This is a genomic window from Gordonia sp. 34D (assembly GCF_056682775.1).
Map to the genome: position 1 here is coordinate 3050962 of NZ_CM155293.1, position 13309 is coordinate 3064270.

10 protein-coding genes, 1 tRNA gene and 1 pseudogene are annotated in these 13309 nt (G+C 60.0%); 3 read left to right on the forward strand and 9 right to left on the reverse strand.

Annotation, left to right across the window (positions count from 1 at the left end):
- Window positions 1–374 precede the first annotated feature (374 nt).
- The gene (locus tag AC1L34_RS14150) at window positions 375–770 is read left to right on the forward strand and encodes a hypothetical protein (protein ID WP_424293134.1); all 396 of its coding nucleotides are present in this window, start codon (window positions 375–377) and stop codon (window positions 768–770) included.
- A gap of 525 nt (window positions 771–1295) precedes the next feature.
- Here the strand turns inward: AC1L34_RS14150 and AC1L34_RS14155 are convergent.
- Together AC1L34_RS14155 and AC1L34_RS14160 are read right to left on the reverse strand one after the other, a co-directional pair.
- Window positions 1296–3086: a hypothetical protein gene (locus tag AC1L34_RS14155; RefSeq protein WP_480034846.1), complete on the reverse strand. Its 1791-nt coding sequence runs from the start codon at window positions 3084–3086 to the stop codon at window positions 1296–1298.
- A complete protein-coding gene (locus AC1L34_RS14160; protein WP_480034847.1) occupies window positions 3083–4141 on the reverse strand; it encodes a hypothetical protein in 1059 nt (352 codons plus the stop codon). The genes AC1L34_RS14155 and AC1L34_RS14160 overlap by 4 nt, the downstream gene beginning before the upstream one ends.
- Before the next feature lie 653 nt (window positions 4142–4794).
- Here AC1L34_RS14160 and AC1L34_RS14165 point away from each other — a divergent pair.
- The gene (locus AC1L34_RS14165) at window positions 4795–5130 is read left to right on the forward strand and encodes a hypothetical protein (protein WP_480034848.1); all 336 of its coding nucleotides are present in this window, start codon (window positions 4795–4797) and stop codon (window positions 5128–5130) included.
- Between the two features lie 446 nt (window positions 5131–5576).
- Here AC1L34_RS14165 and AC1L34_RS14170 read toward each other — a convergent pair.
- The 7 genes and pseudogenes from AC1L34_RS14170 to AC1L34_RS14200 all read right to left on the reverse strand — a co-directional run.
- A pseudogene (locus tag AC1L34_RS14170) lies at window positions 5577–6144 on the reverse strand (transposase); the annotation flags it as partial.
- Between the two features lie 314 nt (window positions 6145–6458).
- A complete protein-coding gene (locus tag AC1L34_RS14175) occupies window positions 6459–6899 on the reverse strand; it encodes a hypothetical protein (protein ID WP_480034849.1) in 441 nt (146 codons plus the stop codon).
- Window positions 6900–7008: 109 nt separating this feature from the next.
- Window positions 7009–7383, reverse strand: a complete 375-nt coding sequence (locus tag AC1L34_RS14180) for a hypothetical protein (RefSeq protein ID WP_480034850.1) — start codon at window positions 7381–7383, stop codon at window positions 7009–7011.
- Window positions 7384–7469: 86 nt separating this feature from the next.
- A complete protein-coding gene (locus AC1L34_RS14185) occupies window positions 7470–9377 on the reverse strand; it encodes a hypothetical protein (protein ID WP_480034851.1) in 1908 nt (635 codons plus the stop codon).
- A 553-nt stretch (window positions 9378–9930) separates the two neighbouring features.
- Window positions 9931–10206: a hypothetical protein gene (locus AC1L34_RS14190; protein WP_480034852.1), complete on the reverse strand. Its 276-nt coding sequence runs from the start codon at window positions 10204–10206 to the stop codon at window positions 9931–9933.
- 156 nt (window positions 10207–10362) lie between these two features.
- Window positions 10363–10998 carry an MspA family porin gene (locus AC1L34_RS14195; RefSeq protein ID WP_480034853.1) on the reverse strand — a complete coding sequence of 212 codons (636 nt, stop codon included), beginning with the start codon at window positions 10996–10998 and terminating at the stop codon, window positions 10363–10365.
- Window positions 10999–11542: 544 nt separating this feature from the next.
- Window positions 11543–11628, reverse strand: a tRNA-Leu gene (locus AC1L34_RS14200).
- A 260-nt stretch (window positions 11629–11888) separates the two neighbouring features.
- Here AC1L34_RS14200 and AC1L34_RS14205 point away from each other — a divergent pair.
- Window positions 11889–13196, forward strand: a complete 1308-nt coding sequence (locus tag AC1L34_RS14205; RefSeq protein WP_424293517.1) for a DUF3662 and FHA domain-containing protein — start codon at window positions 11889–11891, stop codon at window positions 13194–13196.
- Window positions 13197–13309 lie beyond the last annotated feature (113 nt).

The following is a 13309-nucleotide window of genomic DNA, read 5'->3' on the forward strand; positions in this document are numbered from 1 at the left end:
TATCGCTATACCGAGACATGCAACCACACAAACCATCGACAGCAAACCACCAGCAACCCATCCGTCATTCGAACCCCTTAGGAGATGAGGCGCCTCAACTAATGAGATCTCTTCTCTAGCAACACAATTCGCCACAGAAGGCTCATGCACGTAGGCCTGTTCAAATACAAGAAGCTAGAAGCCAGATTGCAGCATCCGAAAGTAGCGGCACTTTCGTCGGCCACCGACCCCCAGGCGTGAACGCGAAATCTAGCCCCACGACTCGTTCTTCCAGGTGCCGTGCCCGAGGTTGGCGACCCCGTCCCCGGGTGCCGCACAATGCCGATTGTCAGCACCGCCACGCGAGTGTCATAACCGCGTGTGACGATTGAAACGTGGCTCCCGAAATCCCGTCTCTCAATACCGCCTACAACAAGATCGCAACGCGCAGCAACGACCTCGACGATGCTGTGCTGGTCGAGGAACTTCGTGATCTCCTTGGATCCCGGCTCGTGGCATATTTGGCTGGCGCCTCAAGCACCACCATCGTCAACGACTACGCCACCGGCGCAGTACCGGTGCCCGCAAAGATCCACGGCCACCTACACCTGGCCTACAACTTCGCAGCATTGCAGCAGCAGCTTGGGGCCTCGCCACGCGTAATCCAGGCCTGGTTCCAAGGACGCAACCCCAGACTCGCAGAACGTGCACCAGCACGCGCCATCCTCGAGAACCCCACCGCCACCACGGACCACTTACTGATCGCCGCCGCCGCGACACTCGCAACCTAAGCGCACCGGCGAGCGCGAAAATTCTCCCAACTGCTCGCCCCACCGCAAAGAATGAAGAAGCGTGAATGACGGTCGGCAATCGGGGACGCCAGGACTCAGATCCCCAAATCCGACCCATACGCCGAACAACAAACATCGCCAGGCAAAACAAAGAGGTCAGGCCACATTTCTGCAACCTGACCTCTTGGTGCGATTCGTCCTGAACCGCTCTTGGTGAGCGGTTCAGGCAAGGAGGCCAGGAGCCTGTTCCCACCTACCGTTCCGATCAATTGCGGTCGCGTTTCCGACCAATTTTCGGAGGTCAAGGGTGCGAGCAAAGGCGCACGCTGCAGGCCCGGCATCCGCTGGAATCGGTCGATCTTGGAGGTTTCGCGGTTGCGGCACTAGTGGGACTGCGCCGCTCATGGTGGCCAAGGAGCCGATTGGTCGTGGTCATCGGTTCTGATTTCCGAGTGTTTTGCGCGAAGACGAGCGCCGCTTGATCGCCCCTGCCGGGCTTCAAGCGGCGCTCGTTGTCTGTATGCGCTATGTCCTGTTCGGCATTCTTATGGCTGGTTTGCCGAGGTCGCGGTCCAGACGGTTCCAGTTCGCTCGGACGGATTCGGTCTTGCGGCGGTCGACGGATTCAAAGCGCGTGATCTCGGTGACGTTGACGACCGCGAAGGCCATCCCAAAGATCAGTTTGATCAACGGTTCGCGGCGGGCACCGTACTTGAGGTCCTGAAGTCCTCCGACACTCCGCCGTTTGACCAGGCTAAAACGCTGTTCGGTCAGAGCACGTGCCGCCTCACAATAGATCGCATGATCGAATGACCCAGGGGCATAGTGACTGAGTTGTTGCATGCGCTGCTGGTCTGCCGTCAAGGTCACAGTCACCGTCGGTTGCGTACAGCACTTGTAGATCGGCTCCGACGCCGGCGGATCCACCAGTGGCAGGTCGAGACGTCCTGCCGTGTCCGCGTTCTGCCATCTCGTGCATCGAATATTGCCCAATGCCGCTGGACAGGTCAGCACCATTTTCGGAACGAGTGCCGACTCGTCCTCGGATACATCTGGTCGACCTCGCCCGGAACGCTTCATCATCGGCTTGCGGTCGACGCCCATCAGCCGCGGTAGCAGTTCGCGCAGTCGGAGGTCGCGTGCCTGCCAGTCATCGTTGGCCAGGAGGTCCCGCATGCGGACTACAAACTTGCGTCCTGGTGAGATCGCGGCCGTTGACGGGCAGTACCAGTTTCCTGATACCTGGACGGGTCCGAGTCGCTCGCCGTTGGCGTCGACGGCCCAGTAGTCGGTGTTCCAGTGCACCGGATACGTGTGAACAGCGGCGTACTGGTTCGCCATCTGCCACTCGAACAAACCCTTGCGGAGGTAGCCCATGTCGAAGGTGATCATCGGCCATCGAGCCCGTTTGCCCGTGGCTCGACTGTCGAATCCGTTCAGTCGGTGATGGTGCACAGCTTCATCAAGCCCGTCCAGCGAGCCAGCAGTTGGAGAGTGAATCGCTATGCCAGTGAACAGAATTGGTCGATTGTGAAGTGCATCGGGCGGACCAACCGAACTCACCGCAGTAACACCGAGACCCCACCCTCTCTTCTTGACCGCACCATCCTTCGGATTCCTCGCCGATGCGGTCTGAACCACGTTGGCCAGATCTCGCCGGTACAGTCCGCCGGTGTAGACCGACCCACGACACCGCTCGCCGCCGCCAAACACCTGGTCAGCAGAGGAAGTGTCGATGATCGTTTCGTCAACGACGAGATCGCCGACACCGACATCAGTGTATTTCGGATCGATCGAGCCTGCCACGAGACGATTGACCACGATCGACAGGCGTTCTCCAGCCAACGCGTAGGCGGCGACCTGTTCGGGTGTTCGGCGAGCGATGATTCGATTGTGTTCGGCGATCGGGGTGAGACGTGCGGGCTGGTCGGGTGCGGAGTCCAGGCAAGCAAGCGCACGGTTCAGCCAATCACGGAAGCTCGGTAAGGCTCGGCGCGGAGCCTCCCGCATCACTGTCAGCGCATCTGGATCGAGGCCCACACTGGCACACTGACCAGGCGTGAAATCCAGCATCGTGCGAAAGAGGGTCGCGACGGTCGGCTCGGACCGGCGAAACATGACGCAGGCCAGCGCCACGAGTACAGCAAATACGTTGTACGGCAACGTATTTGATCGCACCGTTGGGGTGGTGCACTCGGTCCGCCATTGATCGATCAGGGCAGCCGCCTGGGAGCGTTCCACCAGGGTCAGCGCCTTCGCGAACAGCTCGTCGCTGCAGACAACGGCGGGTTCGTCGATACGCGGGTGCACTGTCATGACGCGACCGCCTCGGCCGCCTCCAGCGAGGCGACCACGGACTGCAGGTCGCCGGGGCCAGGCACGGCCAGTCCCATATCCGACAGGCGTGGGAAGTTACTGAACCCCGCAAGCTGCATGAAGGGCAGCATCGGCAGGACATTTGCCGTCTGCACCAGCCAGAAATTCCGGAGTGCCTTCGCGTCAAACCGCTCCTCGTACTCCAATTCGCGGAGCCTGTCGTTGACACGGTTAATGCCATTACCTTCAACCGAAGGGTTTCGCCCGAACGCCATGATTAGGTCATGACAGGCGTGTTCGGCGTGGTCCTGAATCCGAGTCGCGAGCCGCTGATCCCGGACCGGCACAGTCCGCGGCGGCGTGGACGGACGCTGCAGGGTGACGAGGGTCCATTGCCGTCCGTTGATCGTCTCGATGCGGACATCACCCCGACGCAAGTGGTGCAATTCCGTCGAACGCGCGCCAACGCCGGCAGTGAAATCAACCAGGCTCGTCAATGCCCTCCGCCATTTGGGATTGAGCGTGCGGGCGATCGTGTAGAGCGCAGCGACCTCTTGCTCGGTACTGGGAGCCGTCGCCTGTTCCCGTGGTGCCTCAATAACATTCGCTCTTGGAAACTCCCCCGGGTAGAACATCCGACCTGCACCGTAGAGCTGCCACCGCACCGTCCGCCGGCTCGTCAGATTGTTGTCAGTCAGGAACTGATCGATGCTCGCCCGCCGCAGAGCCCGACGCGCATCGACATGCCCAGTCCGGTAATAGTGGGCCACGAACAGTCGGACAATTGCCCTGAAGCACTCGATGTCGGTCGTCTCTGAAACGAACGGGACGCAGGCTTGTGAGCGCGCCGCTGCCTCCCGGACCAGTTCACCAATGGCGGGCTGCCGTAGCCGCAGCCCGGCCTGCCTCATCGATTCCAGTCGCGCCCGATCAAGACCGTCTAGGCTGATCGGGACAACATGCGCCCCGTCGAGAGACACGATCGGCGTATCCCGTGAGTCCTCGAGCGTCGGAATCACAGCCCGCGGCGCGGGGCCGCCACGAGTTCGCCCCATCACAACCACCCCCGATCCACTGATCGGCGGGGTGCGTTGCATTCGTGTCGCAGACACGATGAAATAGACATGGCCTAGGCCTCCTCTTAGCTGGACGGAATAGGTGGCGACCTCGTAGGTCGCTCCGTGGGGGCCGGTGTCCGCCGGTCTCCACGGCACTCCGACACCACGACAGTGACGCCGGTAGGAAATCTCCCGCGAAGAATTTGCAGCTCAACTACCTTTTTCGCGGTGGTTGAGTGAGGCTGGCGGCGGAATGCCCGTGGGCTGCACCCAGGGAACCAAGACCCTGCGATCGGCAGCACCTGGCGACACGCGCAGCAAAGTAGACTGAGCCACAGCGGGCTCCTTTCAGTGTCAAGGACCCGTCAGGGGGCGGCGCCGTTGGCGCGGCGTTGCTCCCGCCCTCAGATTTATGGGTCGGGACGATCGTTTCAGGAACACCTCCGATTGTCAATTCATTCCAAATATCCACCTGCCAGTACCGGGGCAGGAACAGCAGTTACCTGCATGAATGAATGCGCTACGCGTCGCTTTCCCTGTTCCGATCTGTTGTTTCCTTCGCGGTACCGCTAGACTCGAGGAACTATTCGAAGCCACACAACCCAGTCGACTGACCTCTGAGTGTCAGCGGCGATAGGTATACAGACGTCATGCCATCACTTGCTGATGTCGTCGCTCAGCTCGACGCTCGACGACGTCCCCTGTCCGCGGCCGCGTGCCTAAATCCAGAATGCGGCAACCAGTGCTCGTACCCGAGCCAAGCTCAGGGGCGGCGCCCCTTGTTCTGCTCATCGCGCTGCGCGAAACGCTACTCAGCCCAACGCAATCAGCTCATCGCCGATTTGAATCTCATTGACGACGGCCTAGAACAGACCTCCGCGCGAAGCAAGATCGGCATCCACCTGCAGCAACAGCGCGCCCACGTCTCCTGGCTCTTAGCACGCTACGGTGGAGAGCCCTCTGACGACCGTCAGTTCCCGAGCTGAGAAGAACCACAGTGGTTCGTTACCCAGGGCTCACTCGAGCGCCAGGCCCTCCTGACGCGGTGAGGCCGCGCCGCACGGAGGCAGGTCAGCAGGACACGACCACTCGAGCCTCGTTGCGCGATCACCCGGGCTTCGATAGCGACTCATACTGACGAAGCAAACGTCTCGACCTTGTGCGCAACGAAAGCCTGGTCAGGAAATAGGAGCAGCGATGATTGAGTGGAGAAAGCTGGATCAGCCTCAGTTCGATAGCGTTATCGAGCTTCTGCTCCGGAGAGCAAACAAGGGTCGCAGAGTCGACGTTGTCGACGGTCGAGGCGGCGACGGTGGGATCGACGTACGGGTCATCGGCCCGCCTATGCTCGATGGCGGGGGTGTTCGCCTCCCACCACCGACGCCGTGCACAGTCCCGCAAGCCCGGGCCACCGGTGCACGATGATCTACTCGCGTTCGTCGACCGACATGCGCCAGCCTCGATTCTCTGAGACCGTGATGCCCACGTCAGCGAGCTCATCGGTCAAGAACCGATAGCCCAATGTGGGGTCGCCCTCATGAAGCTCACGCAAGGCGTTGATCGCGTGCGCGTCATCCCAATCACGCTGACTGAACGGCTCGGCGAGCCACTGGTAGTACGCCTGTCTGCTGATTTTCAGCACCCTGCACGTCACCGCGACCACACCCTGATGCGGGCGCCGGTCGCGGCCATCTCACGGACGAGCGGGAAGACTATTTCCCCGGCAGATTTGCCTGCGACAGATACGCCGCTGCCCGGCGCAGGACCTCGTTCTCCTGCTCCAGCAGCCGGTTGCGCTTCTTTAGCTCACGAAGCTCTGCCGCCTGCTGATCGGTGACGCCGGGACGGTTCCCGTCCTCGACGTCGGCCTTCTTCAACCAGGTCGACAGGCAGCCTTCGGAAATCCCGAAGTCCTTCGCGATCTGCTTCAACGGAGCGCCGCCCTTACGGGCCACGGCCACAACGTCGTCGCGAAACTCCTGGGGGTAGGGCTTGGGCATGGTCAACATCCTCCCAGCGAGGAAATCCTCACAGGCCAGGTATCAAGCAAAGCCTGGGCAGTCCCCATGGCCACCGCAGCTCGTGAGCATTCGAACGTTCCGCGGTGGCCGGACAGATCAATTGGCAGACAACCCAGCAGGGCGTCAGTCGTACCCAGAGTCACGACCAACCACGGAACTACCAATCATCATCAATGTCGTACCCGACAGGCATGATTAGCCGTACAGCCATCAATCCGAAACCGCACAGGCCAGGACCCCACCCAGATGAAATTTCGAGGTGAACAGCCCAGACTCCTAAGATAGAGCTAGTGTCAGATACTAAAGGGCACACTCGACTCCGAACGAATAACTCGCTTCAATCTATTCCGCCACCGACGGTCGTTCATTATTGCAATAAGACTTTGCCAAAGCGGATCATCGTCGGAGTATCCGAAAGTTAGAGCCAGAATTAGCGCCGAAAGATTCCGATCGTTACCATTGTTGAAGTCAGAATTTGAAATCTCGACACGCTGATCTAAGAACTCCTCGAGAAACATACGAATCCAAGCCACATTAATATCCTCATCAATGGCATGCAGCCGCCCTTCGATTCCCGCCAAAATGGCTTGCACGGTTGTTTTAGATGTTAGGAACTCTGTGCGTTGAGATTCAGGTACATAGGTTAGCCCAACGTTAACTATTTGATTCACTCGGATAAGAAGGACCACGAATGCCGGCTCGATAAGCTTCATTCCCGCCACTGTCTGCATCACATGACGAGTGAAGTCATCTAGGACCTTAGTGCCGTCGCCCGAGTCCTGAATCTCGCTCCATGACTGATTTACTAAGTCACGAAAGTAGATGCAGTTCTCCCTCCGCGCCTTAGAGCTTCTTCCAAATTTCATTTGCCTCATCTAAGACCTCAATAACTCGACTCCATGAACTTTCGACCCACGGGTCAACCCCGAGCAGGAACAAGCATATTCCCGCAACAGCGGTCCCGTAGAGTCGCTCATCTTCCGTTTCATCCTTGATACTGGCCGGAGGCGCTGAGTCAAATTCGAGCATCGAATCGACCCGAAATAGCAGCTCCTCTAGCGACATTGGAACAAACCTATTGATGGCTGGATAGATTGATGCAACAAATACAGCTAGGGTAGCGTAGTCAGTAGACGGACTCACCGCCTCACTGATTAACCTGTGTGCGATGACGCCCATGCCAATATGAGTTTCCGACCAATCCGGATCGGACAGCATGACTTTCAGCGGATCAGTTAGATCACCCTCGCCCCTGCTGAGATACTTCGAGAGCTCACGTAGATCCTCCAACCTACCTGGCCGAATCATTTAATCCCCTTTGTAAAACGAAATAATCGAGAGAGTGCCTTCATGATCGCAGCGGCCACTAGTGCGATACCGACAACCACATCACCGTAGGCAATACCTGAGGGCGCGGGCGCACCCATACTGGGACCAGGGACCGGCTGAATAGTTCCGCTTCCTTTTTCATTTGATCGGGCCAAGCCATTTCCGATTTTTGATATGCTATCCAATTCCTTCTTAAGCCCACCCGCTCCTCGCGCCACGACTTCTGGTCCGGTTGTCCCGTATTCGGGACGCTTCTCGCGAACGCTCCTATGCCGTTCATTGAGTCCACGCGTTTCAGGTAACTTATTATTGCTGCGCGGTGTGGTCTTTCCAGGAGAATCCTTACCTCGGTTACGAAAAAGTCCCCAAAGTGCTTTACCTCCCCGTCCGATCCAGCCCCCTGGAATCACGGAGAGTGCCAGTTGGCCGAGCATGCCGTCGTCGACCACGCTACCGGAGTCAAGGACCCACTCTTTCAAGAGCACGCCGTCGCGGTCATACTTTTGGACGGTGGTCGGCAACTGATCACCGGAAACTGTTTGTGTGTACGAGCCATCGGGAAACTGTTGACCCGGAATCACCTGGATTCTTCGGCCGTCAATCACTGCAGTGCGCACAGCATTGCCGGCTTGATCTGTACTGAGGACCCACCAATTGCCCGCGTCATCCTGGGCCGCAGGTTGCCCTGATCCCGTAAGGCCCGTTCCATCTGCGAACTCATAGACCATTTCATTCTCGAGTGCCCGTCCCGCATTCACGACCGGGCGCTCGACGAGTTCACCATTCTCGTTGCGCTCGAGCAGGTAGTAGCTCAGGCCGCCATCGGTTCCGATCCGCTCGTGAACACGACCTTCCAGCCGCTCATTCCCGATCGTCGAGGCAACCCACTCCGGATATGTCAGATCCTGCCCAGCCGCCGGCCGATCGGCCTGGCCCTGCGGTAGCGGCTCCTTGCTGAACGACGGATCCAGCAGATCCGTCCAAGGCGAGTACGTCGGGTCCGAGGCGAACGGACTGTACGGATCCACTTCAGGTCCGGGATCTGGATCGACGGGGACCCCATTTACCGGGCCGGTGATGAGACGGGTCCAATCATCCGTCGGCTCCGGAGCCGGTGCGGGCTCGGGTTCGGGGTAAGTCAGGGGGTTGTACGGATTAAAGGTAGGTTCCGGCTCAGACGAGTCATCGAAGGGTGCGTTCATCATTCGCGTCAGACCTGGGTTGTCGTCAGCAGGTGCCGGAGCGTCCTCGGGGTATGTGAGGGGGTTGTACGGGTTGAAGGTAGGTTCCGGCTCAGACGAGTCATCGAACGGTGCCGTCATCAACCTGCTCAGACCTGGATTGTCATCCGCCGGTGCCGGTGCTGGTGGTTCGGGCGGTAGCACCATCGGGCTTCCCTCTGCCTGCGGCTGATGTGCAGGCTGAACTACCGGACCTTCGTCACCTGCAGTGGGCGGCAGTTCCATCGGGTCGGCGAGGATGGGGTACAACGCATTATCTGCCGGCTCCACATGCTGAACCAGATCACCATTCTCATCAACGGTGTACCACGTCTTCTGCGGACGACCCGCAGCATCAAAAGCCCACGGACGCCCCACCTGACGAACCGCGTTCCCGTCCTTGTCAAACACAGTCGCCGACCCATCCGGATTAACTTTTGTGTACCCACCATCAGGAACATTCATCGCAAACCGATACGTCGTCGGCGAAGACTCATCATGAATCAACACCAACCGCGAAGGCCCCACCGTCGCCCGAGTCGAGCCACCACGAGAAAACAACGACCGCGCCCGAGGACTCGCCGCCCCCACCGCAGCAACAGCAGCCAACAACCAGAACGGCAACGGAATCACACCATCACCACCATCACTGGCCGGACCCACATACGCAGTATCAGACGGCGACTGCTCACCAGCCTTCACCGGACCCGGCGACGCCGGCCCCTGCGACGCCCCCGACCGCGACGGTGGCTGTGGGGTCTGTGGGGACGACCTCTGCGGGGTACCCCGATCAACAGTGCCCGGCGCAGAAGTGCGCCCCGGCACCACCGGAGCCTGTCGATGACCGGTGCTCGGGCCACCCACAATGGGGTTACCGTCACCCTCACCAGGACCGGGACCGGCATCGCCACCAATGACCGGACCACCCTGCGACGGGACCCCCGGAGCACCCGGGGCCGGCGGGGCATCCATCGTCGGCGGCGGCGTATAGGTCGGCACACTGATACACGGCCAACTCGGCCCATACTGAGCCCGCATCTGATCACACAATGCATCAGCCCCCGCGGCACCAACCACGCCACCAGAACCGGTTAACGCAGCCAACGCGATCCCCGCCGACACCGCCACCATCCCAAACCCGGCGATCACCGCCGCCCCACGACGGCGACGTTGTTCCCCCATAAACATTGCTTTCCCCCTCATCGCGCTGGCGCCCCTATTCGGTGTTCTTGTTGCCGCGGACCGCACCGACAATGCCGTCGACCCCAGACCAAAACCAACGCCCGGCGATCGACATCACCAAAAAGAACCCCAAAAACACCAACACCTGACCGTGCTCGGCAGCCCACGGACCCAAATTCGTCAAATTCATTGCCGCCACCACCAACAACACGCACCCGGCAACAAACAACACCACCGTCCACACCGGCACCGAACCCGCCCCCGCCTCCGACCCCCGCGCTGGAGCCTCCGCTGCTGGTGCTGGTGCCACATCTGCGGCCTTCACCGCACTAGTACCCCGTGCCCGATCGCCGGCACCAGCACGCGAATGACGAGCAGTGACATCACTTCCGGTACTCACAACTTCCCCCTCAAGAGTTTTTTAGAACAATCAACAAGTGGTGATCACCGCGGCCTGCCAGTGGGACTACAGGTGATGCGGGCGGCCATAAAGACTGAACGTGTTGTCATTGACCGCCGTGGTCATCGCCACCCGCACATACGCACGGACCGCAGGCTTAGCCAGACCCACACACCCAGAAATCTCAATCCGGACACCCTCCATCCGAGCCCCAGCCTTCGGGCCCCGCAACGCCTTGGTCGCGAACTTCACATCCGTCGACGTTCCATTGCGCAACGTGGTGGAAATACTTGGCATCACCTGCGCGCCCAAGACAACCGCCGGCGGGTACGAGATCGACATCTGAGCAGTTGGCCCACCCGTCACACCCACCTGCACACCGTCCATCTGCCACTGACAGGCGACCTGGAACCCGGTGGTCAACACCGCCGCATCAACCGGCACCGAGCCGTGACCACCGATCTCGGCAGTCCCCCGCAAATCCAGAAACGCTTCATAGGAACCGTGCCCCTGACTCAAAGCCGGAACCGAATGCACACGCTCAGCAAACTTCCCCAGACGCACCGACCAACCGTCATCAGAAGTCCGCACAATCGACTGATCAGCAAACGCGCCACCCGGCGCCGCCCCCGCCACACCGCTACCAACAACCAGCATGGCTACCGCGGCAGCCACCACCGAAACAGCACGAAACACGCGCATATGAAGATCCCCCCAACGCAAGACGACGAAACCCCGACCACCCCGCCCTGACGCCGACAACGAACCGCACCAGCAGCGAAGGTAGAGCCGCCAAATTCCCGTTTGTGACTACCGTTACACCAAAATGCAACCACAGAAAATATCGACAGCAAACCACTAGCGAATATGGGATAGATCACACCACGCTGGCAGATACGGTTCTCCGACGCCCGAACTTTCTTCCATACCAACCAGATTCACGACCTGGCGACACCGAGAAACTAATCCTTCGACAGCCGCCCCACTCCGCCACGCACCGTCTGCTCATCGCCGCCGCAGCAACCCTCGCGACCTAAAATCACCGCCCGAGTGAGGTTCCCCAACCACTGGCCCGACCGCCACAAAACGGAGAATCCTGAACAACGGCCAGCATTCGGGGACCCCGAGACTCAGATCCCCAAATCCGACCCATGCGCCGAACAACAACCACGGCCAAACAAAACAAAGAGGTCAGACCGCATTTCTGCAACCTGACCTCTTCATGCGATCCATCCTGAACCGCTCTTGGTGGGCGAAGGGGGACTTGAACCCCCACGTCCCGAAGGACACTGGCACCTGAAGCCAGCGCGTCTGCCATTCCGCCACTCGCCCGTGGCTAGTCGTTTAAACGACTGGTGTCCGCAAGGACTTGAAAAAGATAGCACGCATGCAGGCGCAAACGAAAAACGTCGCTGGTAAATCTGCACTGACCTGCCACTTTTGTCCGATCGCGAGACACCCAACCCTCTGTTACCAATGTGACACGCGGTACAGGAGTCGTTTGTCGGTCTCCAACATGGCGTTATCGCCGGTAACATGATTCTACAAGGTATGCACGCCGACACGCCCACCACAGAAAGGCCCGTGATCCCGTGAGTTTTTTTGACCGCGTCGAGCGCAAGCTCGAGTCTGCCGTCGACGGTGGGTTCGCCCGCGTCTTCGGCGGAAAGGTCGCACCACAGGAGATCGAGAACGCTCTGCAGCGTGAAGCCGAGACCTCCATGGAGGACCTCGGAGACGGCGCAACCCTGGTCGCCAACAGCTACACGGTGACACTCAGTGACTCGGATCTTGACCAGGTCGGGACCGAGTATGAACTGAACAGGAAAATCTTCTCGCGCCACTTAGCTGACTTCATTCGAGACAATGGGTGGCAGACTTATGGGTCCGTGGTCGTAGAGTTCGAACCAGCACCGTCTTTACACACCGGACAATTCCGTACTCGCGGGGTCGTCAATCCAGACGCCTCACCGAAGCCGGTGGCACCACCTAGGGTGCAAGAAGACCAAAAGAAGACATACCGACCCGAAAGTCACGACCGAGGAGCCCAAGCCATGACCAATCCCCCCGGAAACGACCAGGGCGGCCAAAACTACGGTTACGCCCCCCAAGGCGATCCCAACCAGCCCCAGTACGACTACAACCAGCAGGGCTACGACCAGGGTCAGCAGGCGTACGACCAGCAGTACGGCCAGCAGCCCGCGTACGACCAACAGGGCCAGCCCTACGCACAGCCCGCCGACCAGGCCTACGGCCAGCAACAGTACGACTACGGCCAGCAGGACCAGCAGGGTTACTCCCAGCAGGGCTATGACCAAGGTCAGCAGCAGTACGCGCAGCCAGGGTACGAGCAGCCCGCGTACGACCAGCAGTACGGTCAGCAGCCCGCCGCCTACGACCAGCAGTACGGCCAGCAGGGCTACGACCAGCAGTACGCACAGCAGCCCGGGTACGACCAGGGCTACGCACAGCAGCCCGGCTACGAGCAGCAGGGCTACGACCAAGGCCAGCAGCAGTACGCGCAGCCCGGGTACGACCAGCAGTACGGTCAGCAGCCCGCCTATGACCAGGGCTACGCACAGCCCGCGTACGGTCAGGCAGCCGGTTACGCGCCGTCGGCGATCACCCTCGTTTTGGAGGACGGCAGCAACCGCACATTCTCGCTCCGCCAGGGTTCCAACGTGATCGGTCGCGGACAGGATGCACAGTTCCGCCTTCCCGACACCGGCGTGTCACGTCGGCATGTCGAAATTCGTTGGGACGGTCAGACGGCAATGCTGACCGACCTGAACTCGACGAACGGCACCACTGTCAACGATCTTCAGGTCAGCAGCTGGGAACTCGCCGACAGTGATCGCATCCGGTTGGGCCATTCCGACATCACCGTCCGGTTCCAGTAGTCGACCGAGGCAATAAGATTGCGAGTCGGGTGACACCTCGTCACCCGAACGCTTAGTGCATCCGTTTGCAACCGCGAATCGGAATTTGAGTGTGTGAGGGAGGTGATGGGGGT

What these genes read in the sequence shown, in the direction of transcription:
- AC1L34_RS14160 (WP_480034847.1), bottom strand. Translation starts at nt 4,141, where the DNA reads ATGGGGCGAACTCGTGGCGGCCCCGCGCCGCGGGCTGTGATTCCGACG.
- AC1L34_RS14180 (WP_480034850.1), bottom strand. Translation starts at nt 7,383, where the DNA reads ATGCTGTCCGATCCGGATTGGTCGGAAACTCATATTGGCATGGGCGTC.
- AC1L34_RS14165 (WP_480034848.1), top strand. Translation starts at nt 4,795, where the DNA reads ATGCCATCACTTGCTGATGTCGTCGCTCAGCTCGACGCTCGACGACGT.
- AC1L34_RS14155 (WP_480034846.1), bottom strand. Translation starts at nt 3,086, where the DNA reads ATGACAGTGCACCCGCGTATCGACGAACCCGCCGTTGTCTGCAGCGAC.
- AC1L34_RS14195 (WP_480034853.1), bottom strand. Translation starts at nt 10,998, where the DNA reads ATGCGCGTGTTTCGTGCTGTTTCGGTGGTGGCTGCCGCGGTAGCCATG.